Origin of the sequence: Paenibacillus cymbidii (assembly GCF_004764705.1) — a bacterium.
GTDB classification, from domain to species: Bacteria; Bacillota; Bacilli; order Paenibacillales; family NBRC-103111; genus Paenibacillus_AN; species Paenibacillus_AN cymbidii.
In genome coordinates this window covers 1-24,366 of sequence record NZ_SHLX01000037.1, presented here as the reverse complement: position 1 = coordinate 24,366, position 24,366 = coordinate 1, and the positions used below count along the sequence as shown (strand labels likewise).

Annotated in this window: 20 protein-coding genes; 10 read left to right on the top strand and 10 right to left on the bottom strand. The window is 58.2% G+C overall.

Going from position 1 to position 24,366, the window contains the following annotated elements; genetic code table 11:
- The first annotated feature begins 542 nt into the window (after positions 1–542).
- Positions 543–1,835, top strand: coding sequence for an extracellular solute-binding protein (locus EXY20_RS33220; RefSeq protein ID WP_135556731.1), 1,293 nt, complete (start codon positions 543–545; stop codon positions 1,833–1,835).
- Positions 1,836–2,124: 289 nt separating this feature from the next.
- Here EXY20_RS33220 and EXY20_RS33215 read toward each other — a convergent pair whose 3' ends face one another.
- Both EXY20_RS33215 and EXY20_RS33210 read right to left on the bottom strand, forming a co-directional pair.
- Complete coding sequence (locus tag EXY20_RS33215) at positions 2,125–2,634, bottom strand: ferritin (protein ID WP_135556730.1); 510 nt, start codon at positions 2,632–2,634, stop codon at positions 2,125–2,127.
- A 144-nt stretch (positions 2,635–2,778) separates the two neighbouring features.
- Positions 2,779–3,003, bottom strand: a complete 225-nt coding sequence (locus tag EXY20_RS33210) for a DUF1450 domain-containing protein (protein ID WP_135556729.1) — start codon at positions 3,001–3,003, stop codon at positions 2,779–2,781.
- 216 nt (positions 3,004–3,219) lie between these two features.
- On the opposite strand from EXY20_RS33210, the gene EXY20_RS33205 reads away from it, so the two are divergent.
- Positions 3,220–5,337, top strand: a complete 2,118-nt coding sequence (locus EXY20_RS33205) for a choice-of-anchor I family protein (protein WP_135556728.1) — start codon at positions 3,220–3,222, stop codon at positions 5,335–5,337.
- A 12-nt stretch (positions 5,338–5,349) separates the two neighbouring features.
- Complete coding sequence (locus tag EXY20_RS33200) at positions 5,350–7,029, top strand: S-layer homology domain-containing protein (RefSeq protein WP_135556727.1); 1,680 nt, start codon at positions 5,350–5,352, stop codon at positions 7,027–7,029.
- A gap of 170 nt (positions 7,030–7,199) precedes the next feature.
- On the opposite strand, the gene EXY20_RS33195 is transcribed toward EXY20_RS33200, so the two are convergent.
- Positions 7,200–8,360: a peptidylprolyl isomerase gene (locus tag EXY20_RS33195; RefSeq protein ID WP_135556726.1), complete on the bottom strand. Its 1,161-nt coding sequence runs from the start codon at positions 8,358–8,360 to the stop codon at positions 7,200–7,202.
- A 240-nt stretch (positions 8,361–8,600) separates the two neighbouring features.
- Between EXY20_RS33195 and EXY20_RS33190 the strand changes: the two genes are divergently transcribed.
- Positions 8,601–10,037 (top strand): extracellular solute-binding protein, encoded by a 1,437-nt coding sequence (locus EXY20_RS33190; protein ID WP_135556725.1) that lies wholly within the window; start codon positions 8,601–8,603, stop codon positions 10,035–10,037.
- 720 nt (positions 10,038–10,757) lie between these two features.
- On the opposite strand, the gene EXY20_RS40825 is transcribed toward EXY20_RS33190, so the two are convergent.
- Both EXY20_RS40825 and EXY20_RS33180 read right to left on the bottom strand, forming a co-directional pair.
- Positions 10,758–11,720 (bottom strand): PhzF family phenazine biosynthesis protein, encoded by a 963-nt coding sequence (locus EXY20_RS40825; RefSeq protein ID WP_456238574.1) that lies wholly within the window; start codon positions 11,718–11,720, stop codon positions 10,758–10,760.
- Positions 11,717–12,379 carry an NUDIX hydrolase gene (locus tag EXY20_RS33180; RefSeq protein WP_135556724.1) on the bottom strand — a complete coding sequence of 221 codons (663 nt, stop codon included), beginning with the start codon at positions 12,377–12,379 and terminating at the stop codon, positions 11,717–11,719. The genes EXY20_RS40825 and EXY20_RS33180 overlap by 4 nt, the downstream gene beginning before the upstream one ends.
- A gap of 180 nt (positions 12,380–12,559) precedes the next feature.
- Here EXY20_RS33180 and EXY20_RS33175 point away from each other — a divergent pair, with 180 nt between their 5' ends.
- Positions 12,560–13,282: a DUF554 domain-containing protein gene (locus tag EXY20_RS33175; RefSeq protein ID WP_135556723.1), complete on the top strand. Its 723-nt coding sequence runs from the start codon at positions 12,560–12,562 to the stop codon at positions 13,280–13,282.
- Between the two features lie 75 nt (positions 13,283–13,357).
- On the opposite strand, the gene EXY20_RS33170 is transcribed toward EXY20_RS33175, so the two are convergent.
- Positions 13,358–13,636, bottom strand: coding sequence for a hypothetical protein (locus tag EXY20_RS33170; protein WP_135556722.1), 279 nt, complete (start codon positions 13,634–13,636; stop codon positions 13,358–13,360).
- 70 nt (positions 13,637–13,706) lie between these two features.
- Positions 13,707–14,684 (bottom strand): acetylxylan esterase, encoded by a 978-nt coding sequence (locus tag EXY20_RS33165; RefSeq protein WP_135556721.1) that lies wholly within the window; start codon positions 14,682–14,684, stop codon positions 13,707–13,709.
- A 179-nt stretch (positions 14,685–14,863) separates the two neighbouring features.
- On the opposite strand from EXY20_RS33165, the gene EXY20_RS33160 reads away from it, so the two are divergent.
- Complete coding sequence (locus tag EXY20_RS33160) at positions 14,864–15,187, top strand: hypothetical protein (protein WP_235886321.1); 324 nt, start codon at positions 14,864–14,866, stop codon at positions 15,185–15,187.
- A gap of 8 nt (positions 15,188–15,195) precedes the next feature.
- Here EXY20_RS33160 and EXY20_RS33155 read toward each other — a convergent pair whose 3' ends face one another.
- On the bottom strand, positions 15,196–15,846 hold the full coding sequence (locus EXY20_RS33155; protein WP_135556720.1) for a thiamine diphosphokinase: 651 nt from the start codon (positions 15,844–15,846) through the stop codon (positions 15,196–15,198).
- 301 nt (positions 15,847–16,147) lie between these two features.
- Here EXY20_RS33155 and EXY20_RS33150 point away from each other — a divergent pair, with 301 nt between their 5' ends.
- Together EXY20_RS33150 and EXY20_RS33145 are read left to right on the top strand one after the other, a co-directional pair.
- On the top strand, positions 16,148–16,681 hold the full coding sequence (locus EXY20_RS33150) for a protease (RefSeq protein ID WP_135556719.1): 534 nt from the start codon (positions 16,148–16,150) through the stop codon (positions 16,679–16,681).
- 4 nt (positions 16,682–16,685) lie between these two features.
- On the top strand, positions 16,686–18,212 hold the full coding sequence (locus tag EXY20_RS33145) for a flotillin family protein (RefSeq protein WP_135556718.1): 1,527 nt from the start codon (positions 16,686–16,688) through the stop codon (positions 18,210–18,212).
- A gap of 78 nt (positions 18,213–18,290) precedes the next feature.
- On the opposite strand, the gene EXY20_RS33140 is transcribed toward EXY20_RS33145, so the two are convergent.
- Together EXY20_RS33140 and EXY20_RS33135 are read right to left on the bottom strand one after the other, a co-directional pair.
- The gene (locus EXY20_RS33140; protein ID WP_135556717.1) at positions 18,291–19,583 is read right to left on the bottom strand and encodes a polysaccharide deacetylase family protein; all 1,293 of its coding nucleotides are present in this window, start codon (positions 19,581–19,583) and stop codon (positions 18,291–18,293) included.
- Between the two features lie 287 nt (positions 19,584–19,870).
- A complete protein-coding gene (locus tag EXY20_RS33135; RefSeq protein ID WP_167859699.1) occupies positions 19,871–21,067 on the bottom strand; it encodes an MGDG synthase family glycosyltransferase in 1,197 nt (398 codons plus the stop codon).
- 189 nt (positions 21,068–21,256) lie between these two features.
- On the opposite strand from EXY20_RS33135, the gene EXY20_RS33130 reads away from it, so the two are divergent.
- Complete coding sequence (locus tag EXY20_RS33130; RefSeq protein WP_268966450.1) at positions 21,257–22,171, top strand: metallophosphoesterase; 915 nt, start codon at positions 21,257–21,259, stop codon at positions 22,169–22,171.
- 137 nt (positions 22,172–22,308) lie between these two features.
- Complete coding sequence (locus tag EXY20_RS33125) at positions 22,309–23,469, top strand: Gfo/Idh/MocA family protein (RefSeq protein WP_135556715.1); 1,161 nt, start codon at positions 22,309–22,311, stop codon at positions 23,467–23,469.
- The last annotated feature ends 897 nt before the right edge of the window (positions 23,470–24,366 follow it).

Below are 24,366 nucleotides of genomic sequence, written 5' to 3'. Positions count from 1 at the left end.
CGAAATAATAGGTTATAAGCAAGCTTAACGGAACTGAGCGCCGTTATTCAGCAAAAAATGGTGCAAATGCGCCTGCCAATCGCCCAATAACGGCGCTGAGTTCCGTTGCGATGCGATTCATCGGGTTGTGCCCATGAATAAGGGCGCTGGGTTCCGCTAGCTTCCTCCACATGTTTGAACAACGAAATTTGTAATGCATTCACACGGAACTATCGTTTTCAATCGATTGCGCTAACGGAGCACGATAGCGCGGCGATGGAACTGACCTATCGCTTATTTTCGTTTCTAGTTGGTTCGCTCAACTATCGGGCAGAATTCTTTAATAAAAACCATGGTATGATTTTCTTAACATACCGAAATCAATATTATATATCTTTTTTGTTAGCTTTCATGTATGACTGGCATCAATAAGTTTGAGTATACCGATTTTACGCCATCGATGGAAACCGCTTTAACGTGTCTCATTGCTAACAGTTTCTTATTGCTCTTATTATGTTAGTGGGGAAGTAGGACAAATTCTGTATTTCAAAGGGGTAACCGGAATGGAATGGATACGAGGAAAAAAATGGTCGGCGGCAATTGCTGTGACCGTATTTGCGATTGTTTCGGCAGGATGCAATGGAAAGTCAGGTGATATGCCTGAAGTTCCTCCCTTGGCAGTGGCCGGGACGAAAGAATCAGTCGTTCTACGGGCGGCGACCGCAGAATATGGGTCGGGATACGGTTATATTTCTGAAATGGCCCGAAAGTTCGAGGCGGAGAATCCCGGCATTCATGTGGAAGTATCCGTCCTGCCGGGAAACTCCAATTCGCTGGAGTTGATGAAAAGCGATAGTTCCCCCGACATCATACAGCTTGGTGCGAATGCATTTTATGAGTCGATTCGGCAAGGTGCTTCGGTGGACTTGATTCCCTATTTTAAGATGGAGTCGATTGATACCGACCAGTATTATAAGGGGGCTCTGGAAGCGGTCATGCTGGATAACAAGTTGGCCGCGCTCCCGTTCGATGTACATACGATGGGTGTTTATTACAGTAAAAAAAGGTTCGATGAGCAAAAGATTCCGTATCCTAAGGATGGGTGGACATGGAACGATTTTGTGGAAACGGCTAAAAAGCTGACCGTCGAAACCGATCTCGGCCGCAAATACGGGGTGCATTTTAGTTACGATGTGGAAATGGTAGAGGCACTTGTTATTGCCAATCAGAGCAGGTACTTGGGATCGAACCGTCAGTCGGACGGATACCTGAACAGTCCGAAAACTGCGGATGCCATCCGGCTGTACGCGGACTTGTTCCGCACCTACCATGTAGCCGCTCCAGACAGCGGGTATAGCATTCCATCGTTAATGTCAGGACAGATTGCTATGGCGTTCGAGTTTTCATACTGGGCTTACCAGATCAAGGATCCGGATATCGGCTTAGTTGGGTTGCCTTCACTCCCACAGGGAGGACGCGGTAACGTGTTGTATGTGGAAGGGCTCGGAATTTCCGCCAAATCGAAACACAAAGATGCAGCGTGGCGTTTTCTACGCTATATCGGTATGCCGACAGGCGAAGGCGCTGCGCTTTGGGGAAGCAGCCAGTTAGCAGTGACGAAAGCGGTCGCAGAAGCGAGCGGACAGTCCACACACCCGATATGGAACGGATTTCTGAAAGAATTGGAATATGCCAAACGGGGATCCTTTTACGATAACGATGTGTGGAACGGACTTCGAGGATCGCATAGTGACGACATCCGGAAATTGATTACAAGCGACGGCGATGTCACCGCCATGCTCGCAAAATGGAAAGCGGAATATGATAATAGAGCGGTTCTTCCGGCAGCGAAGTGATTTGAATGTCTACGTCAAAATAGCTCCTGCGTCAAACGTATAAAATTTTCGAAAAGAGAGCAAACGTTGGATTTCAAATGGTTGTCGCGTGGATCGCTCGATTTTTACTTCTTCCAGTCATACGAAGTCCCATGTTTCGCGCATCAGACCAAATCCCAGAATTTGAAAATTGTTCTTAGAACGTTCCCAACCGCATACCCTCTCATACCAATTGGACACCGGACTCCCCGCAAACACAAACCCCCGTTCCGACTCGGAACGGGGGTTTGTCTGCCAAACGCTGCCAGCGTTACCGCGTCGTCGTCGGCGGCGTAAATACGCGCTGGGCCAGCTCCGCTTCCAGCATGAAGAATGCGTTGCTGTCCTGATCGATCCGCTTCAGCTTGTTGATCAGGTTGTCGAACATCGCTTCCTCTTCGACCTGCTCGTCGATGAACCATTTGAGAAACTGAATGGTCGCATGCTCCCGGTCGTTCATGGCCAGATCGGACAAATGGTAAATCCGCTTGGTCACGATCTGCTCGTGCTGAAACGCATGCTCGAACGCCTGCAGCACGGAGCTGTAGTCGTTGTTCGGCGCATCGAAGCCGGTCAACGTCACTCTTTTGCCGCGGTCGTTCAGGAACTTGTACATCTTCATCGCGTGGAAACGTTCTTCTTCGGCTTGTACGATGAAAAAGTTGGCGAAGCCGTCCAAGCTCTCCCCCGAACAATACCCGGCAATGGCCAGGTAGACGTGGGCGGAGTAAAACTCGAAATTCATCTGCTCGTTCAGCGCATCGCTAAGCGACTGATTCATCAATGGGCAGCACCGCCTTCGCCAAGGATTATTTGGCCCTCAGCCCCCACACGTAGAGAATGGCCAGCGCCATCAGCAAACATGCGAGCGGACTGAGAATCCACAACAGGTTTGCATGTATCATAACATTTTCCATGTCCATTTTCATCCTATCCGCTGTTTCAGCTCTTTATACAGCAGTTCCGGGCTGGCCGCCTTGATGATTTCGCGTTTGCCCAGCTTGACGAAGCATTGTTTGGCGCACAGGCCGCAATTGCCGAGACAATCGCGTTTCTTCTGCTTGATGCCGGGGAATTCCGCTTTGATCGTTTTGTAGACGGGTTTGGCGCCCTTCTTCAAGTTGCGGCAGCAATAGTTGATCTTCTTCACACAGCAGCCTTCTTTCTTCGAGTCAAAGTCGAATCTGCCTGAGAATTCATCTCAATGATATTGGTTCTCGTTATCACTGTCAATAACGAAATGGAAACGTTCGCCCCATTTTCGTTCTCCTTTACAAAAGATCCACTTCCCGTTGACGTTCCCGGAACGCTTGCCAAGTAAAATGGACGGGATTGTCGAACTTCAATCGATAGGAGATGAACGACAGTGAAAAAAACGAGCAAGCTGGCGGCGGTTCTGGCGATTACGACTGGTTTGGCTTCGGCGTTCGCCGGAGGAGCAGGCGTGTCGGCAGCCACCGACACCACGGGGTCGCAAAAATTCAAGCTGAATTTGATTGCCCGCTACGATTCGAACAAAGCGGCCGTCAACGGCGACGGCGGGGTTGAAATCGTCGCGTATGACGCCGCAACGAAAAAAGCGTTTGTCGTCAATGGCGATCCGACCGCCCAATCGCTGGATATTATCGATATGAGCAATTTGGCGACCCGCAGTGCAACCACTTCGGTAACGAAATACACATACAGCGTAACCGAAGGGATCAAGCGGGTTCCGATCAAGCCGCTCCATCCGAGCTTCAACGATCTGACCAGCGTTGCCGTGCATCCGACGCTCGATCTGGTAGCGGTAGCCGTACCGGCGGCGAAGCCGAATCGCGGGTATGTCGCCTTTTTTGACAAGAACGGCAATTTCCTCACTTCGGTAAGCGCGGGTTATCATCCCGACATGATTACATTCACGCCGGACGGCACAAAGGCGCTGGTCGCCAACGAAGGCGAGCCGGACACCAATTCCGTAAATGACCCCAACGGCTCCGTCACCATCATCGACGTTTCCGGCGGCGTTGCATCGATCGACCAATCGAAAGCAACCGACGTCGATTTCAGCGGATTGACGGAAAGCGATATCGACGCCAATGTGCGGATCTACCCGACGACCAGCAACGTTTACCGTACGGACAGAAACTGGGTGCAGGACTTCGAACCCGAATATATAACGGTTGACGCAAACAGCCAATTCGCCTATGTGTCGCTGCAGGAGAACAATGCGATCGCAACGCTGAACCTGGCGACCAAACAGTACACGCATGTCAGCGGTCTCGGTTATAAAAATTATGCGCTGCCGGGCAACGGTTTCGACCCCTCCAAAAAAGACTCCGCGACCAACAGCGGCATGAACATCGCCAACTGGCCGGTGCTGGGCACGTATATGCCGGATGGCATCGCATCGTTCCAGAGCGGGGGCAAAACGTATTTGCTGACCGCCAACGAAGGCGATTCGCGGAAGGATTGGGGCTTTACGCACGACGAAGACGAAGTCAACAAGCTGAAATCGAAGCTGCATCTGGATCCGGCCAAATATGGAAATGTGTATTCGCAGCAGCAACTGGACGATATAGTAGCGGCTATTCAACTGGATGACAACGGAATCGGCAACCTGAAAGTAACGACGGCGGTTTACGAGGCGGCATACGGCAGGGGCGGATCTCCGGTATACGATGCGCTGTACACGCTTGGCGCCCGATCCTTTTCGATTTGGGATGCTTCCAACATTGCGGCAGGTCCGGTGTACGACAGCGGCAATACGTTCGAGCGCGTGCTTGCGACCGACGCCTTCAAGAAGTTGTATAACGTATCGAACGACGATGTCAAAACGGACGACCGGAGCACCAGCAAAGGTCCCGAACCGGAAGATGTGAAAGTAGGTACGGTATACTGCAAACCTTACGCTTTTGTCGGGCTGGAGCGGGCAGGCGGTATTATGATGTTCGATATTACGAATCCGGCGCAATCGCAGTACGTCACTTACGAAAACAATCGCCGGCAAAATTTGACGAATAAAACCCAGTTTGATCCGCGTCAGGACGACCTCGGACCGGAAGGCCAATATTTCGTGCCGGCGGAGAAAAGCCCGACCGGCAAGCCGCTGCTGATGGTGGCGCATGAAATTTCCGGCACGCTGCTCGTTTATGAAATTACGGCGGGGTACTACGGCGTAACGTCGACTTCCAATGCAACCTATACCGTTGGAACGACGGCAAGCGGGATCAGCAAATTGACGGTCAATGCCGGCGTTTCGGGCTTCAAGACGTTCGGCGCGACGGTAACGCCGCAAGTGGCGCATGCCGGGGAAGAGACGCTGGTGTTCAAACATTCGCGGAACGGCACGCAGCTCGGACTTGTTGCCGTCAGAGCCGACTACGACACCGTTCAGGCCGCGGCAAAAGCGCAATTCAACGTCATGCCCGGCGACATCGTTGAAGTTTACATGGTGGACGACTTGTCCGACGATCCGGCGGTGAACCCGATCGTTCTGCAGTACTAGGCGGTGGCGACGATGAAAAAAACGGTTGCGTTATTGTTACTTGCCGTCCTTTTGTTTACTGCCGTTCTGCCGGCTGCGTCGGCGTCCGGCGTATCGCTCGCCGCGAATCGCACCTACGTTGCTTACGGCGATTCCGTACACGTGTCGGGTACGTACGCTGCGCGAGCCTGGGTGACGCTTCGCGTCATCGACTCCAATCGCCAGCTTGTGGCGACGGATGTCGTCAAAGCGGACGCGAACGGACAATACGCGTTCGATTTCCATATCCCCGGCACGGCGCTCGGCACGCTGACCGTTATCGCCGGCGCGGGCAACGAAACGGCGTCGCAAACGATCACGTTGAATACGGACAACGGCGGTACGGGCTCCGGCGACGGGACCGGCGGCTCCGGCTCGCCGGGTTCGTCAAGCTCGCCGACGCCTTCGGCCAGCCCGTCGCCGTCCGCTAAGCCAACTCCGTCGCCAACCGCGACGCCTGCAGTTGCGGTGAAGCCGGAAGTGTCGACGGCGCCGGACGGCAGCACGCAAGCCGTCGCTTCCGTCGGCGACAGCGATTTACGGCAGGCGATCGCCAACGCCGCCGGCGGCCCGGTCACCGTTGCGGTCGCCGGTACCGGCAGCGATTCCGTCCAGGTGCAGGTTGGTTTGGCTACGCTGCAATCGGCGGCGGATGGCGGCAACGGAACGGTTATTTTTGCCACGGAGAACGGTTCGTACCACTTGCCGGTCGCTGCTGTCGATTTTGCCGCGATTGCGAGAGAACTTGGCGTTTCGCCGGATCAATTGACGGTGAACGTGACCGTATCGAACGCAACGCCGCAGCAGCAAGGGCAGGCGAATGACGCTGCAGCGGGCAGCGGCGGCACGATGATTGCCGGTGCGGTCGATTTTTCGCTCACTGTGACGACGCCGGACGGTCGCTCGCAGACGATTTCGTCGTTCGGCTCGACGTATGTCAGCCGGTCGATCGGCCTGAATACGAACAACGTCAACCCGAACGAGTCTACCGGCGTGGTGCTGAATGAAGACGGCACGTTTTCGTTCGTTCCGTCCACCTTCGAGCGGGGCGGCGACGGCAGCTGGACGGCAACGCTCAAGCGCAACGGCAACAGCGTGTACACCGTGATCCAGGCGAGCAAATCGTTCGCCGATCTGGCTTCCCACTGGGCGAAGGCGGATGTCGAGTTGCTGGCGACGAAGCTGATCGTGTTGGGCGTGGCCGACGACGAGTTCGCTCCCGAAGCGAAAGTGACCCGGGCGCAATTCGCGACGCTCCTCGTCCGCGCGCTTGGGCTCGGCGAGGAGAGCGGCAAGCCGTTCGCCGACGTTGCGGCCGGCACCTGGTACAGCGGCACCGTTGCGGCAGCTTACGAGGCGAAGCTCGTCACCGGTTATGAGGACGGCACATTCCGTCCGGACGCTCCGATTACCCGCCAGGAGCTGGCGGTGATGGTTGCCGGCGCGCTCGCCTATGCGGGTGCGGAAGGCAAAGGCGCGAAGGCGAGTACGCCGGCATTTGCCGACGACGCGTCGATCGCAAGCTGGGCGAAGCCGGCGGTAACGGCGATCGCCGCCGCCGGGATCGCGGACGGCCGCGACAACGGCCGCTTCGAGCCGGCCGCAAACGCTTCGCGCGCGGAAGCCGCGGTTATGCTGAAGCGGCTGCTGCAGAAGGCGGCGTTCATCAACTGACGCCGGGCGGGCGTTAGGGCTGGCGGGCGTGCCCGCCGCTGTTGCTGCGAAATAGGCCATAAAAAATGGCCTATTTCGAAAGCGTTACATGTCTGGAGCGCCCGACAGACTCGATAAATCAAGAACCTCCCCTGTCGATGAGACAGGGGAGGTTCCTTTCGTTCCGCCGCTTACTCCTGCGGCGCCGCGCTCGGCTGAGCGCTCGGTTGCGGCAGCGTGATCGACTCGATCAGCCCCGGCAGCTCCGTTGCCGCGAACTGCTGGTAGATGCCGCTGATCGCTTGCTGGCGCAGCTGCTCTTTCACTTCGTCGAACGTTTTGACTTTGCGCGATTCGACTTTAATGATGTGATAGCCGTACGCCGTTTTCACCGGCTCGCCGATTTGGCCGATCTCCTGCGTCGCCGAAGCGTTCTTGAATTCCTCGATGTAGCCTTGCAAGTCGGCATCCGCATACAAGCCGCCGTTGTCCTTCGAGCCGGGGTCGTCGGAATATTCCTTCGCCAGCGCGGCAAAATCGCCTCCGGCCGCCAGTTTGTCAAAGGCTTCCTTGGCGCGGGCGAGCGCTTGTTCGTCGGTGCGCGCCGTTCCGCCGGCTGTACTTGCCTGCGTGGCGATCAGAATATGCCGCACCGACGCCGTCACGAACGCCGCGGGATCGGCGGCGCGCTGCTTGTCGTACTGCGTCTTCAGCGTGGAGTCGTCCACCTTCGTTTTCAGGACGGCGGTCTGTTTGAACATCAGCGTCAAATATTGCCGCAAGTCGTATTCATTGGCGTTCCACTGCTTCATCTGCGCAAGTGCGGCTTCCGGAGAGCCGAAATATTGCACGACCTGCCCCCACTGGGCGTCGACCGATTTGGCCGCATCCGCGTCGTAGGCGTCGCCGGCCTGCGCGGCGAGCAGCTTCATGGCGATGTAGCCGCGCACTTGCGACTCCTGGGTGCCGCTTAGCATGCGGCTGTTGTAGAAGGAGTTCGCCGCCACGTAGCTGTCAAACTCCGCTTTCGTCACCGTGCCGCCTTGATAAGCCGCAATTTGCTGCCGACCGTCGCCGCCGTAATTTTTGCCGATCCAGACGGTGCCTGTGTCATTGTCGAAATTGACGTCCTTGCCGAGCGCCTGGCTGACGTACCGCACCGGCACGTAGGCGGTGTCCTGATAGATGAAGCCCTGCGAATCGCCCATCGGCTTCTCCACACCTTCGACCATATACTTCAGTTGGCGGAAATAAACGTCGATCGACGTGCTGTTCGTGGCGTATGCGAGCGAACCGGTTACCAGCGTGCCCAACGTCAGGCCAACTACCAGGCCTTTCAACTTGTCCTTCACAAACGATCATCCTTCCTCGACTTTGGAATGGAGCCGTGCCCCGTAGACAACATTCGCTATCGTCCGGCAAAATCCTGCAACGTCCGTCTGCCGCTGACGCAGCGAATGCCGTGCGGACCTTTGCGAATCGAACCTGCATTTTTGATGAATCGCAGGGTCGGAAAGGTCGTTTAAGACAGACAGGGCTTGACTGCGGGGGGCGGAAAACGGTAAGGTCGAAGGTAGGGGAGGTTGCCGAACATGAAAAAACGGCATAGATCCGGCAAACGAACAACGCGCATCGGGCTGTCGGTGCTGCTTGTTGCGGCAATGGCGGCATTCGCCGTCGGTTGCAGCCGGGCAAGCGGCGATTCCGCCGGCCGCACGACTAAACCAAGCCAGCCGGCTTCCGCCGCGCCAGGGCAGAACTACGATCGCAATGAAAAGGCGGAACTGACGATTTGGATGACCCAGGTCGGCACCTACAAACCGGGGCAGAAGCCGGGCGAATGGGTGAAGGACGATCTGGTGCCGGAATGGAACAAGGTATTTCCGAACGTCAAAGTGAATGTGGAAATTATCCCGTTCGACCTCGTCAATGAAAAAATAACGACCGCCATCGCCTCCCGAACGACGCCCGACATATTGATGGACTACCCGGGACGGACGCTCGCTTACGGGCAGATGGGGGCGCTGCTCAAGCTCGACGATATTTTGCCTCCGACGGATTTGGTGCAAATTCACAAAAACCTCGATATCATGAAGATGGTGTCGGTAAAGGGCGACATCGTCACGATGCCCTATTACGCGACGCAAGTCGCTTTACTGCTGAACCGGTCGCTGTGGAAGGAAGCGGGGGCGGAGAACCTGCTGCCGCAAAACCCCGATCGCACCTGGACGCCGGAGCAATTCAAGGCGGCGCTCAAGGCGGTGGCGAACAAGGAGAAAGGCGTGTACGGGCTGACGTTGTTTGCGTTGAACGAGCAGGGGGACCAGTTGTACAACAATTTGCTGGTGTCGTTCGGGGCGAAGCTGTTCAACGACGATTATTCCAAGTTTACCGCGGCCGACAGTCCGGGTTCGGAGCAGGCGCTGGCATTCCTGAAGTCGCTTGTCGATGAAGGGCTTGTCAACCCTCATCCGGAAACGCTGACCTCGGTCAATGCGCTCGATCTGTGGAGGCAGCGCAAGAACGGCATGATTGTCGCGAACGCCACGCATTCCGATCTGATTGTCAACGGCCTGAAGGATGGCTCCGTTGCCGCCCCGCACGAGTACATGTACGTCAACTTTCCGTCCACGACGCCGGGAAAGTCGGCGCTCAAGACGGAGATCGGCTTCGGCGTGGCGTTCAAGACCGGGAATGCGACGCGCGAGAAATGGGCGAAAAAGTTTCTGTACTGGTCGATGAACGAAAATACGATTTTTGCCGGCGCGACCAAAACGTTCAACCCGCTCGGCAACGAACCGGCCTGGGTGGTAAGCGATCCCGAGCTGCGTTTTCTGGCCAAGCTGTCGATGAAGACGAAGGAATGGCCGGTCGTCGATTCGGGCTGGGGGATCAAAGGTTATCCGGAGATGCGAGCGGCGATGTTTCCGGAGATGCAGCGGTTGTTCATCGGCCAGACGACACCGAAGCAGGCGATCGCCAATATTTCCGCGAAGACCAACGATGTGATTGCGAAGTACAAGAAGTAAACGGGCACGAACTCGAGCCGCCCCGCAGCAGTTTTTTTGCCGCCGGGGGCGGTTTTTTGCATATATAGCTGGAGCTAGGAAGCGCAACCGAGCTTCACACTGCAGCCGCTGCGCGGAAGGGCTGTTCCTCCGATCGCTTGTTGATTTCGGATGCCGGGAATTAAGGGGCCAAGGTAACCATCCGAAAACAAAGGCGAACGCAGCGCTCAGCTTCTCCAGAGCAATCCTTCCGCTTCGCTGTTTCGTGTACGAGCGTACTCGCGTGCTGCTGCAAGAAGCCTATCCTGGCGAGCCGCTCCCCTTGGTGGACCGATTTATTGCTCGGCAACGAAAATAGCCCATGAAAAATGGCCTATTGGCCCCCTATCGCCCGGCCCGCCTGCAATAGCCAGTGAAAACATTGGTTATTTGCCCCAGATCGCCTTCAAATAGGCATTTCAAGCGAAATAGCCAGTGAATTCGCTGGCTATTTCGAAGCGGCTGCCCGTTTTTGGCGAAATAGGCAATAAAACATGGCCTTATTGTACAAGGGGGGAATTGGCTACCTTTAAGGACATTAATACACTTAAATTCGACCTAAACCGCCGATGCGGACAACTAAACTGTAAAAATACACGTAATCCCCGTTATTTTCCGATATGTGGTTCATTTTGGAGAATTCAAGCGCACATTTGCACATAAATGCATCAAACGAGCCTGTGTGGCAGCTTTTAACTGTATTTATACATTTAAGCTAAGATCAGCCCGCGCCGAGCATCTGTTTTTGCACCAAAAAGCAGCCCCTCGTATTGTTTTTGAAGCTGATTTATTAAAGTACGATAACCGAGCAGAAGATGAATCGTTGTGTTCGGCAGAATAGGGGAGGCGGCGATTTAGACGATCAATTCCCCGCGGAGGGTGGTGACGGCTTGCCCGGAAATCACGATTCCGCTTTCCAGCACGTGCAGGTGAAGCTCCCCTTCCCTTGCCGAACGCTGAATGGCGGTCAATTCGTTTTTGCCGAGCCGCCGCTGCCAGTACGGACCGAGACAGCAGTGCGCGGAACCGGTCACCGGGTCCTCGTTCACGCCGAGTCACCGGGTCCTCGTTCACGCCGAGAGCAGGGAAGAAGCAGCGCGACACGAAGTCGACGCGCGGATCGTCCGCACGGCTCGTCATGATCACACCGCGGGCATCCAGCGTTCGCAGCAGGGAGAAATCGGGCGCCGCGTTCACCACCTGCGCTTCGGTTGCGCACTCGACGATATAGTCGAACCGGTTGCGCCCGGCGTACCGAAACGGGGTTCGCAATCCGTCGACCAACGCTTGCGGCGGCTCGCAGGGGCTGTCCGGCTCCAGCGGGAAATGCAGCGAGATCCTGTCTCCCTTCCTGCTGGCGGACAATATGCCGCTGCGCGTCGAGAACGACAAGGTCGCATCGCCGCCGGCAAGCCCCTCTTCCCACAAAATATGCGCGCTCGCCAGCGTCGCATGGCCGCATAGATCTACTTCAGCAAGCGGGGTAAACCACCGCAGCTCGTAATGTTGTTCCTTGTTCAACAGGAACGCCGTTTCGGATAAATTCATTTCGCCGGCGATTTGCTGCATGCGAGCGTCCGTGAGCGGCGACTGAAGGATGCATACCGCGGCAGGATTGCCGCGAAAAGGCGACGACGCAAACGCGTCGACAATGAACAGCTTCACTGGGCTTCCCTCCCGATCCCGGCGGCGGGAGCGATGCGTTCGATGCCCGCGAACAGCCGCTCGTAATAAGCGGCTGAATTCGGCGTCAGATCGTCCAGGCCGATCGTCCGGTCTTCATCCGCGACATCCGTCTCGTCCTTGTTCACTACGATGCCGCGGGCGGCGATCGTTGCCGCTTCGCCTGCGACCAGCCGTTTGAAATCGCGCAGGCTCACAAAAAACAGGCCGGCGATTTCGCTGCGCTGAAATGCGTATTCCCGCAGCGGCTTGTCGCATTCATATACGAAAATATGATTGAACTCGCGGTCGGTCCACTGTCCCGGCACAATGCTTTCCGCCGCCGACATGCCGCAGTCGATCAACTCGTCGAACGCGGTGTCAAGCCCCAGTTCTTCCTTCAGCTCGCGAATGCCGTCCGGCACGAGTTCCCCCGCCAGCAAATGGCCCGCGGCCGAAATATCCAGTTTGTCCGGATACGTATCCTTCGTTTTGTGTCTCAGCTGCAGCAGAACCGACGGTTCGCCGTTCCAACGGGGATGAACGACCCAGCAATGGAACGTGCGATGCCAGTAGCCTTCGCGGTGTACGTCCGCGCGTGTTGCGGTCCCCAGCGGGTTTCCCTGTGCGTCGTAAATGTCAAAAGCTTCGTTTGTCGGCATGTGTGCCGCACCTCCCGGCTTTGTTGTCGTACGCAAAATTCCCCGCAGCAAGGATAGGGAATCTGCTATACTTGTTAAGGTTGCGGATCAACGGCATGAATGTTTTCATCATAAACCTTTTACTAGGGTTATGGACAGGCTTTCGGTCGGTACGGGATTGTGCGGGAAAGAGGGCAACGAATGGTTCTATGGGGGACGATTGTAAACGCGCTGGCCATCGTCGGCGGGGGGCTGCTTGGCCTGCTGCTGCCGAAGCTGTCTTCCGGCATCCGCACGACGGTGCTGCAAGGCATTGGCCTCGCTGTTTGTCTGCTGGGCGGCATGATGGCGATGAAGGCGGACAATATTTTGCTGCTGATCTTCAGTCTTGTGGTCGGCGGCGTGCTCGGCGAAGTGCTGAAGATCGAGCGCGGGCTCGAGTATATCGGCCGCAAGCTCGAAGCCTCGCTCGGCGGGGGCGGGAACGGCAAGGTGGCGGCAGGATTCGTCACGACGACGCTGATCTATTGCGTCGGGGCGATGGCGGTGCTGGGCTCGCTGGACGGCGGCCTTCGGCACAACCACGATATACTGTATTCCAAAGCGATGCTGGACGGCTTCTCGGCGATCATGTTTGCCTCCACGCTCGGCGTCGGCGTGCTGTTCTCCGCGGCGCCGGTGTTTCTGTACCAGGGCGGCATCGCGCTAGGGGCGACGTTTCTTTCGAGCTGGATCGGCCAAACGGCGCTGGACGGCATGATCGGCCAAATTACGGCCGTAGGCGGCGTGCTGATCGTCGGCGTCGGGCTCAACGTGCTGGAGATCAAAAAAATCAACGTCGCCAACTTGCTCCCCGCGATCGCGGTTGCCGCGGTAAGCGCGCCGGCATGGCGCTGGATCAGCGATTGGTGGAGCGGGCTTTAAGCGGCTGGCGCGCTAACACAACAAAAGGCCTCGTACCGGATCATCCGGGTACGGGGCCTTTGCACGTCGGGGCGCTTACTGGTCGCCGCGCTCTTCGCCTGGGCGGTGCGGCATGCGGCTGCGGTTTTTGCGCTCGTCGCTTTCGTTGCGAAGCTCGGGATCGACGGTATGGCGCAGAGATTCGTTGTCGACGGGGAAGCTGACCAACTCCCATTCGGTGCTGCCGAGCTGCGGGTCGGCGGGGAACGTATCGCCCATCTTCAGCATTTCTTCGCGGCCCCATTCGTTGGCGTAGACGCCGTCGACATCGATCGGTTCGCCGGACATCGGGTTCATGCGTTTATGTTTGGACATGCGGGCAACCTCCGTCTTCCGTGATGGAATCACGAAATAGTATGCGCCGGTTGCCGCCCGCTTACGCAAGTCAGCCTGCCGTTTGGCCGCGCAGCGCCCGGATCAGGAAGTCGAGCGATTCGCGATGGTGGAACGGGCTGACGTAGTGGCCGTCGAACGGGTACAGGTCGAGCCGCTTCTCGCTCGAGGCGATGCGGTTGAACGCCGCGCACACCATTTCCGGTTGACAGACGGTATCCTTCAGGCAAGCCGATACGAAGATCGGAATGGTGATCCGGTGCGCCAGGTTCATGTTGTCGAAGTAACTGAGCGTTCGAAGCACGTCGCCGAGCTTGTCGGGAAAACGCGAGACGAAGCCGGCCAATTCGCTGAGCGAGCCGGTGGAGTTCATGATGCCGAAGTCCATGTGGCACATGTTCGGCACGGTGGCGATGGCCGCGGCCGGCTTGTCGCTCAGCGCCGCTGTGATGAGCGACAGGCCGCCGCCCTGGCTGCCGCCTACTACGGCGATCCGCGAAGGGTCGACCTCGGGCTGCTCCGCCGCCCAATCGACGGCGCGCACGCAGTCGACCGTGATCGCGCGATAGTAACAGCTGTACGGGTTGAGAATGTTTTGGCTGACCCAGCCGCGGGTCATGCCGTGCGTCTGCGGCAGCAGGTTGCCCGTTTCCCCCGCTTGGCCGCGAATATCGATGGCGAAGACGGCGAAGCCCATCAGCAGCCAAGAGGCATGCTGCTCGGGGAAACCGCTGTCGCCATGGTACCCGTGGAACAGCACGACGCAAGGCAGCTTGGCGCCGTCGCCCGCGGCAGGGAAGGCGGGAAGCATATACCAGCCGTGAATCGGCGTTTCGTCGAAGCCGCGGTAGGCGACGCGATAAACGCGGGCGTGAGCCAGCGGCGTTGCGGTCAATGTCCTTTCGCCGTCAAGCGTTCGCGCGGCGCTCTCGGCCAGCGTGCGTTCCCAGAACGCCTCGAGGTCGGGCTGCGCCGTAAGCGGCGCCTGGAAGGCGCGAAGCTCGGCCAATCGTCTTTCTACTGCAGTCAAAAGGATGATCCCCCTGTCCGGTAACAAAATAATGGGCAGCCATCGCCGCCTTTTCTCAACATCAATTCTGCATCATCAATTCTGCATCGGACCGCCAATTCCTGCCTGGTGTCTTTTTGCGTCCGGTTCGTGTAAAATGCAGGTAGCAGCAATCAACAATTTGCAGCTGGCTGGAGCACATGGCGCAAACGAAAGATGAGGGAAAAACGATGGGCGTCAAATTCAACCGGGAATACGAAGCCATTATCGACGAACTGACCGACGCGATCGGCGGCGTGGAAGGCGTGCACGAATGGCTGGAGATGGAAGCGGCCGACTGGGAAGCGCTGGAAGAGGACGAGCGCGCCGAATGCGTGCGGACGATGGCGGACGATTTGTTTTACGGCCTTGGAGCGGATCCGGTCATGAAGCTGTCCGGGGCGACGCTGGCCTACGACAAAGGCAGCCACGTGATCAAAATTGCCTACGCGGACAACGTGATCCGCGCGATCAGGCTGATATAATTGCAGATTCAATCCGAACTGCGGATGACGAGCAGCTCGCCCGTGCCGACTTCGATCGTGCCGGACGGCTGCTCGAGCACGTTGCTGACGCCGAGCGATTGGCCGATGGCAAGCCGCGCACGGTGCAGCGGGTAACGAAACCCGGTCAGCGTAATGCCGCTGACTTCATCCGTAAGCGGCAGCAGCGAAACGTGGGCGAAGCGGCCCGGGACGAGCTGCTTGCGGCCGGGGCCGATCAGCTCGATGCTATTGTGCGCGTCCTCGATTGCGCACGGCACGCCGCCGCGCAGCGCCCGGCGCAGCAGATGGACGTTCGCCAGCGCATGGTCGAAACGCGTGCCGAGCGCCCCGCAGACGGCAATCGACGCGGGGCGCTGCGCCATCGCCCATTCGAACGCCATTTCGGTGTCGGTCATGTCCTTCATGACCGGATCGACTGCAAGCGTTTCCAGGCTGGCTGAGGCAATTTCCGCCCGCTCTTCGGCGGTCACCGAGTCGAAGTCGCCCAAGGCGCAATGCAGGTGCAGGCCGGAGCGTGCCAGAAACAACGCGCCGCGGTCGGCGCCGACGAGGATGTCGCTAGGGGCGATGCCGGCCAGCGCCCATTCGCCGAGCTGGCCGCCGCTGAAAATCCGTATATTTTTACCATGTTTACTCATTTCGTTCGGATTCTCCTGACTCGCTTTGCAACTTGCGTCGATTTCGACCGTAAACATCATCGTGTGTTTGTTCGCGATTCCGCTTACAAGCCGTCATGATCAGCTTACCAGAAAGTTTGCCAATGCTGAAACTTTTGTCAAAATTCGGCGTATATAACGATAGAACGCCGAAATTGACTGTTTTAAGCCGGATTTCCGCAATAATCTCCGCATTTTTCCTGATATCAATTGTTTTTTCGCTCTTTCGCGCCGATATGTCCAGCTTCTGGAACAACGATGACTTGCCTTGGGAGGGATCGTTTTGGAGCAACTGTTCTGGGGATGCTTTGCATTCGGGATTTTGCTGTCCGTCGTTTCGGTTCTGCTCGGCGATGTAATCAGCCAAGCCATGGACGGGGTGCTCGACTTTCTATCCGTCGACTTCTTCCAGCCGATGGTTGTGGCCGGGGCGGTGACGATCTTCGGCGGCGCAGGCATTCTGCTGCTGGAATATTCCCCTTTCGGCGCCATAGGAGCGGCGATCGCCGCGCTTCTGCTTGCGACCATCTCCGGCTGGCTCATTCTCGCCTTCTACGTCAGGCCGATGAAGCGCAGCGAACGGTCGACCGGGTTTGCGATGGCGGAGCTGGCGGGCCGGATATGCGAAGTGATCGTGCCGATTCCCGTTTCCGGCTTCGGCGAAGTGCTGATCCGCACCGGGGCGGGGCACACGAACCAGGTGGCGGTCAGCTTCGAGAACGTGGCCATTCAGGCGGGGGAACAAGTCGTGATCGTCGAAGTGAACGACGGCGCGGTGTATGTATCCCGCTTTGAAAATACAAGCGAAGGAGTTTGATAGTATGGATCAGTTTCCCGATTTTCTCATTATCCCTGTTGCAGTCGTGGCGGTCATCGTCATCTTCGGGCTGGCGTTCTGGGCGCGGTACAAAACGGTTGGACCCGATCAGGCGATGATTATTTCCGGTTCGTTCCTCGGCAACAAAAACGTGTCGCAGGACGAGAACGAAGCCGGCCGCAAAATCAAAATCGTCCGCGGCGGCGGCGCCTTCATCTGGCCGGTGTTCCAGCAAGTGGAGTTTCTGTCGCTGCTGTCGCACAAGCTCGACGTGTCGACCCCGGAAGTATACACCGAACAAGGCGTGCCCGTAATCGCCGACGGCGTGGCGATCATCAAGATCGGCGGCGCCGTCGAAGACGTCGCGACCGCGGCGGAGCAGTTTATGGGCAAGCCGATCGACGCGCTCAAGAGCGAGGCGCAGGAAGTGCTGGAAGGCCACCTGCGCGCCATTCTCGGCTCGATGACGGTCGAAGAAGTATACCGCAACCGCGACAAGTTCGCGCAAGAGGTGCAGGGCGTTGCGGCGCGAGATTTGAAGAAGATGGGGCTGCAGATCGTATCGTTCACCATCAAGGACGTGCGCGACAAGCAAGGCTATCTCGACGCGCTCGGCAAGCCGCGTATCGCCATCGTCAAGCGCGATGCGGAAATTGCCGAAGCGGAAGCGGTGCGCGACTCGCGCATCCAGAAGGCGCGGGCGGCGGAAGAAGGGCAGAAGGCCGAGCTGCTTCGCGACACGAACATCGCGGAAGCGGAGAAAGAGCGCGAGCTGAAGGTAGCCGCGTTCAAGAAGGAGCAGGATACGGCGCGCGCGGAAGCCGATCAGGCGTATTTCATCCAGGAAGCGCGGGCGAAGCAGACGGTCGTCGAGGAGCAGATGAAGGTCGAGATCGTGCGCAAGGAGCGGGAAATCGACCTGCAGCAGAAAGAAATTCTCGTTCGCGAGAAACAATACGACGCGGAAGTGAAGAAGAAGGCGGACGCCGACCGGTACGCAGTCGAACAGGCGGCGGAGGCGGACAAGGCGAAGCGCATGCGCGAAGCCGATGCCCAGCAGTACCGCATCGAAGCGGAAGCAAAAGCGAATGCGGAGATGAAGCGGCTCGAGGGGCTTGCGGTGGCCGACGCCGAGCGGGCGAAAGGTACCGCGGAGGCGGAAGTAACGCGGCTGCGCGGACTTGCCGAAGCGGAAGCGAAGGAGAAGCTGGCCGAGGCGTTCCAGAAGTTCGGCGAGGCGGCGGTTCTCGACATCATCGTGAAGATGCTGCCGGAGCTGGCGGGACGCATCGCCGAACCAATGAAGAACATCGACAAGCTGACCGTCGTCGATACCGGGCACGGCGAAGGTGCGGCACGGGTGAGCAATTACGTGACGTCGCTGATGGCGACGGCGCCGGAAATGCTGAAGAGCGTATCCGGCATCGATGTGGAGAAGCTGATCAAAGGCTTGACGCAGCGTGGCGCGAGTGCGGCGGCCGCGGTACCGTCGGCGCCTGCCGCGCAACCGCTGCAGCTGCCGAACGAATAAGCATCTGCGCTGCAACAATGAAGAAAACCCGGACCGATCTGGTCCGGGTTTTCTCGTTGCCCCGATGGTGCGGGTGCTTCAGGCAATATAGCGGCTCATCATTTCCTTGCGGGACATGGCGATAATTTTCGGCACGAGCAGCTCCGGTTTCGTCTTCAGCCGTTCTTTGCCCTGCGGATGCAGCATATACATCACGACGCGCAAGTAGTAGCGGGTGACAACAGCGAAAACGCCCTTCGGCAGGTCGAATACGGCGAAGCCGAGGTTTTTGCTGCCGCGGTGGATCATGGTAATGCCGTACAGCCCCTTGACATCCGAATATTTCGGATCGCTATTCAGCAGCTTCAGAATCATCGGCAGCTGCCGCTCCATGCCGCGAATGATGTGGAGCGCCATCTGCACGGGCGACCGCGACTCGACGCTGAACTGCAGCAGCATGTCGTTGTCGAAATGGATTTCGGCGATCCGGTCGCCTTTGCGAAACTGCTCGCCGTCGGGAAACGTAAGCGGCTCGCTGCCGGTATATTCGATCACGCGCAGCTTCAGCAGCGGGTCCAGCTTGTTGACGGTCTGGATGTTCAGCAGCTTCAGAAACAGCCGCTCCCACAGCATCCAGGCGCTGCGCAGCATGCGCCGCGGGATGCCGAGCGCCGCGGCGGGGTTGCTGTCCGCGGCGTATAGCTCGTCGATGCGCACGCATTCGTAGCCGTCGGCCGTCACCTCGGCCAGCACTTCCCGCAGCGCGCGCAGCATGTGCGCCGGCGCGTCCTCGTCCGCGCCGAACGTGTCGCCGCTGTCGTGCAGCAGCACGACCGAACCGCCCTTGATGCCGTTCAGCAGTCGTTGCTTCAGCTTCTCCGGGCCAACGCCGTGGTCCCAGTCGCGGCCCATCAGCGACCAGAGGATGATGCGATAGCGCCTGCGCAGCCAGAAGTCGCCGAAGTTGATGATCCCCCAGGGCGGGCGGTAATACGTGGGGCGGACGCCGGTAATATCGGCAATGATCGCTTCGGTGCGGCCGACTTGTTTGCTGCGGACGGTCCATGGCGTCATCAGCCAATTGGATAAGTGCGTGTAGTTGTGGATGCCGATCTGGTGGCCTTCGGCATGGATCCTGCGGATCAACTCGGGATAACGCTCCGCCTTGGCGCCGAGCACGAAGAACGTTGCTTTCACGCCGTACGCCTGCAGCAAATCAAGCAATTCCGGCGTATAGCGGGGATCGGGACCGTCATCGAACGTAAAGGCGATTTGCCGGTGGCTGCGCGCGCGGCGGAAGATGCCGAGGCCGAGAATGCGCGTTACAATCCAGGGGATGGCCATGTAGACGGTCAGAAAGATCAGGCATGCCCATAGTAGCTTCTCTTTCATGGAAACGATCTTTCCCTCCTCTTGCAGCTAGCGGAAACGATCGAACGATCGGCCGACCGAAGCGCCGCAGCGGGTTCGGTCGGCCGAATCTTCAACTTAGGGACTGCTACGAAATAACATGGGTCTATCCCTTGTCTTTTGCCGGATTACTGCGTCTTCTTCAACCTTGCGTAGCTCCGCTACGCGGCGGTTTCGATTCCTTGTCCTCCGGCAAAATCCTGCGGGATATCCGTCACGTTATTTCGCATCAGTCCCTTATCGGTTGTGCGGCAGCAACGGGCGAATAGTCAGGCTTCGGCCAACAGGGCCGGGGCCGGAACGGGTCCGGCGGCGGCCATCGCGGCGGGACAGGCGAGGGCGATGGCGGAGACGACGTTCGCGCTGGCGCTTTCCGTTTGCAGTCGTTTCGCTCTATTCCTTATTGTAGTAAGTAATTGCGGATTTTGAAAGAGGGAGATCAAGATTGTCGCAAGTTCCCTGCGGCTGTATGCTTGCAGGGCGACGCCCGCCTCGACCAGGTAATCCGCATTGTCCTGTTCTTGCCCCGGCAGCGGCTGGAACAGCAGCATCGGCAAGGCGAGCGACTGCGCTTCCGATACCGTCAAGCCGCCGGGCTTGGTCACGATCAGATCGGCGGCCGCCATCCACTCATGCACATTGTCTACATAGCCGGTCAGTCTTATGCGGCCTCCCATGTCGCCGAGCTCGGCGGTCAGCTTGCGCAGCAGCTTTTCGTTGCGTCCGCAAACGATCACGAACTGCAGATTGTCCGGCAGATCGCCTTCCGTCAGCAGATCGAGCAGCGGCAGGCCAATCATGCCGAAGCCGCCGCCCATGACGAGCACGACCGGGGCGTGGGCTTTCAGCCCGAGCCGCTCGCGCAGCGCGGCCCGGTCGCCGTCCACGGAGCCGAACTGGCGCCGTACCGGGATGCCGGTCACTTCAATGCGAGCCCCCGGCACCTGCTGGTTGATCAGCATCCGTCGCGTGCGCTGCGAGCCGACCAGGTAGCGGTCCGTATTCGGGTGCAGCCAATAGCTGTGATCGGTGTGGTCGGTGATCACGGTGACTGTCGGCACCGATGTCAGCCCGTGCTCCTTGAGAAAGGACATGGCGCCTGCCGCGGCGGGCAGCGTGCTGACGACAACGTCCGGACGCACCTCGTCCAGCAGCGCCATCATGCGCTCGGTACGGAACAGCCGCAGTTTGCGGAACATTTTGGAGAACAGGCCCTGGCGCCGCGTCAATTCGAACAAATAGCCATACATCGACGGCATCGTGGTGACCCACTTCTTGTAGCAGCTGGTGCCGAGTTCGTGCAGATGGGGATGCGTCCATTCGAGATAGTCGATTACATGCACTTCCGCGCCGGGCTTCAGCTCGCGCCACGCTTCCACGATCGCGCAGGCGGCCTGGCGATGGCCGTCGCCCAATTGTCCGGTCAGGATGAGCACGCGTTGTCCGCTATTGGCTTTCGAGTTCATATCGCAAACACCTCGTCGCATAGTATCGTTACTATCATTGTAAAGGACGGCTTCGCCGGCGCGGAACGGTCCGCGGAAGGACGACAAGCTGGGCCTAGGTCCAGTATATTTGCGGCGGCTGGAGCCCGATTTGTGCGGAGGAGAAAAATATGGCATCCTGAGGGCATGCTGCAATCGAGGTGATCCCAAGTGAACGATGAAGTTTCGATCAGCCGAAGGAGTTTTTTGAAAAAAGCATTGGCCTTCTGCCTGGGAATGGCCGCCACAGCCGCTGCTGCAGGCGTATATGCCGGCTGGGGGGAACGTTTCTGGGTCCAACTGAAGCGCGTTGCGCTTGCCTTTCCATCCTTGCCGCAGGAATTCCACGGCATGCGCATCGTGCAGCTGAGCGACATTCATCTCGGGCATCATTTGTACAACAGGCATTTGGAAGAACTGATCGACCGGGTGAACCGGCTGGAAGCGGATTTGTTCGTGTTTACGGGCGATCTGTACGATTCCCGCAGCGATCACGAGAAACAGGAGGAGGTTGTCCGGCTGCTCGGCAACATTCGCGCCCCGCTCGGCAAATGGGCGGTGCTGGGCAATCACGATTACTGGGGTTATCGCCGGATGATGAGCGCCGCGACCGTGACGTCGATATTGCAGCAGGCCGGATTTCAGGTGCTGGTCAACGAGAGCCGGCTCGTTACGCGCGGACAAGCGTTGATTCGTATCGCCGGCGTGGACGATATGGTGCACGGCGAGCCTGATGCCGTCCGGGCGCTGGGGCCGCAGGCGGGGGGAGCGAATGGAGCCAGGCCGTTTACGCTGCTGCTGGCCCACGAGCCGGAATTCGCCGATATCGCCGCCGGGTATGGCGCCGATTTGCAGCTTTCCGGCCACACGCACGGCGGGCAAGTCCGGTTGCCGTTTGCCGGCGCCGTATTTTTGCCCGAATACGGGGCGAAGTATGTGCAAGGCTTGCATCGTATCGGCCCGGACGACAAGCAACTGCTCGTATATACGAACCGCGGCATCGGCACGACCATCCTGCCGGTTCGTTTCCTGTGCCGCCCCGAAGCGACGCTGTTCACGCTGCGGCGCGGCCCTGGCCGCTCATGAAAGGCTTGGCTCTTTGCGGTGGCGTAAGGTATAATGATACCACCCCTACGCCACGCGATGGACGGCGCGCCGCAACCGGCCGCACGCAGGCCGCGGAGCTTTCGGACTTCCTGGCGAATACGATCTAGGAGGAGACTATGGACAACGTAAGATTGGGCATCCTCGGCGTCGGCAATATGGGCAGCATGCATGCCGAGTACCTGATGAAGCGCGAAGTGAAAGGCGCGACGCTGGCGGCTATCTGCGACGAGAATCCGGCCCGGCTGGAATGGGTCAAATCTCGTTTCGGCGATCAAGTGAAGTTGTTTGACAGCGCGGATGCGATGTTCGCCTCGGGCGAAATCGACGCCGTTCTGATCGCGACGCCGCACTACAATCACCCGGTCAGCGCCGCGAAGGCGTTTGCGCAAGGGCTGCACGTGCTGGTCGAGAAGCCGGCCGGCGTGTACACGAAGCAAGTGCGCGAGATGAACGAAGCGGCGAAGCAGTCGGGCAAAGTGTTCGGCATCATGTACAACCAGCGCACGAGCCCGCTGTACCAGAAGCTGCGCGACCTTGTCACTTCCGGCGAACTCGGCCAAATCCGGCGCACGAACTGGATCATCACCAGCTGGTACCGTTCGCAGAGCTACTACGATTCCGGCGGCTGGCGCGCCACTTGGGCGGGAGAAGGCGGCGGCGTGCTGCTGAACCAGGACCCTCACCAGCTTGACTTGTGGCAATGGACGATCGACATGATGCCGGAGCGGGTGCGCGCGTTTTGTTCGTTCGGCAAGTATCGCAACATCGAGGTGGAAGACGACGTTACCGCTTATGTCGAGTATGCGAACGGCGCAACGGGCTTGTTCGTCACGACAACCGGCGAAGCGCCGGGAACGAATCGGTACGAAATTACCGGCGACCGGGGCAAAATCGTCATCGAAGACGGCAAGTTGACGTTCTGGCGGCTGCGCGTGCCGGAGCCGGAGTTCAACGCGACGTGGAAGGGCGGCTTCGGGCAGCCGGAGAATTGGAAATGCGAAATCCCGGTCAAAGGCGAAGAAACCGGCCACAAAGGCATCACGCAGGACTTCGTGAACGCCGTGCTGAAAGGAACGCCGCTGCTGGCGCCGGGCGAAGAAGGCATCAAGGGGCTGACGCTGTCGAACGCGATGCATTTGTCGGCATGGACGGACAACTGGGTCAACCTGCCGATCGACGAAGATTTGTACTATGCCAAGCTGCAGGAACGCATTGCGCAGTCCACGATGAAGAAGGACACGCAAGGCCGGACGCTTAGCGTGGAAGGAACGCATTAATTTTTTTCCGTTTTATGTTCACGTGTGCAAGAAAGCGTGAGCTCGTAAAAGCCGTCCCGCCGTCAGCGAGTTTGCCGGCAGTGGGACGGCTTTTTGTGTCGGGTAAGGTGCCAAATCGGGGTTTCATACTCGTATTTCCATTATGCTCGCCAACTAACCTTTCCCTTGCTCGCCGTTGCGCCGCCTCTACCCCCCCGCATCTCCTTTGGTCACAAACCAGCATATCTCTGCTCGCCGTTTCGCCGCCTCTGCACCCTCACTAACGCACCCTTGCCGTCGCCGTCGCTTGCTCCGCTTACCCGCGTTTCATCCTCGCATCTCCTTTGGTCACAAACTAGCATATCTCTGCTCGCCGTTTCGCCGCCTCTGCACCCTCACTATCGCGCCGCTGCCGCTGCCCGTCGCTCGCCCCGCTTACTTTGCCTTTCATCCTCGCATCTCCTTTGGTCACAAACTAGCATATCTCTGCTCGTCGTTTCGCCGCCTCTACACCCTCGCTATCGCGCCGTTGCCGCTGCCGCTACCCGTCGCTCGCCCCGCTTACTCTGCCTTTCATCCTCGCATCTCCTTCGGTCACAAACTAGCATATCTCTGCTCGTCGTTTCGCCGCCTCTACACCCTCGCTATCTCGCCTATTGTCGCCCCCGCCGTGCAACGGCGTGAGTCAAAACGTCCGCCTCTTGGAAGAGGGGCGAGCTTGGAACTGGCCTCCTCAAATATAGCCAATAAAATATGGCTTATTCGCTCCATTTCAGTCGTCCCATCTAAAATATGTACCTTTGTCAAGAAAGTAGACACACAATTTAAGCGATCTGCTGTTGCTCGTAGTACCTTTTTTCGCATAAATGCGGGGTGAGGTAACCAATTGACGAATGGATGCGAGTGCGATTGTAATCA

Bases quoted from the DNA above. Each gene is read 5' to 3' on its own strand.
- EXY20_RS33220 (WP_135556731.1), top strand. From the start codon at position 543: ATGGAATGGATACGAGGAAAAAAATGGTCGGCGGCAATTGCTGTGACC.
- EXY20_RS33215 (WP_135556730.1), bottom strand. From the start codon at position 2,634: ATGAATCAGTCGCTTAGCGATGCGCTGAACGAGCAGATGAATTTCGAG.
- EXY20_RS33200 (WP_135556727.1), top strand. From the start codon at position 5,350: ATGAAAAAAACGGTTGCGTTATTGTTACTTGCCGTCCTTTTGTTTACT.
- EXY20_RS33190 (WP_135556725.1), top strand. From the start codon at position 8,601: ATGAAAAAACGGCATAGATCCGGCAAACGAACAACGCGCATCGGGCTG.
- EXY20_RS33180 (WP_135556724.1), bottom strand. From the start codon at position 12,379: ATGCCGACAAACGAAGCTTTTGACATTTACGACGCACAGGGAAACCCG.
- EXY20_RS33175 (WP_135556723.1), top strand. From the start codon at position 12,560: ATGGTTCTATGGGGGACGATTGTAAACGCGCTGGCCATCGTCGGCGGG.
- EXY20_RS33170 (WP_135556722.1), bottom strand. From the start codon at position 13,636: ATGTCCAAACATAAACGCATGAACCCGATGTCCGGCGAACCGATCGAT.
- EXY20_RS33160 (WP_235886321.1), top strand. From the start codon at position 14,864: ATGGCGCAAACGAAAGATGAGGGAAAAACGATGGGCGTCAAATTCAAC.
- EXY20_RS33155 (WP_135556720.1), bottom strand. From the start codon at position 15,846: ATGAGTAAACATGGTAAAAATATACGGATTTTCAGCGGCGGCCAGCTC.
- EXY20_RS33145 (WP_135556718.1), top strand. From the start codon at position 16,686: ATGGATCAGTTTCCCGATTTTCTCATTATCCCTGTTGCAGTCGTGGCG.
- EXY20_RS33140 (WP_135556717.1), bottom strand. From the start codon at position 19,583: ATGAAAGAGAAGCTACTATGGGCATGCCTGATCTTTCTGACCGTCTAC.
- EXY20_RS33135 (WP_167859699.1), bottom strand. From the start codon at position 21,067: ATGAACTCGAAAGCCAATAGCGGACAACGCGTGCTCATCCTGACCGGA.
- EXY20_RS33125 (WP_135556715.1), top strand. From the start codon at position 22,309: ATGGACAACGTAAGATTGGGCATCCTCGGCGTCGGCAATATGGGCAGC.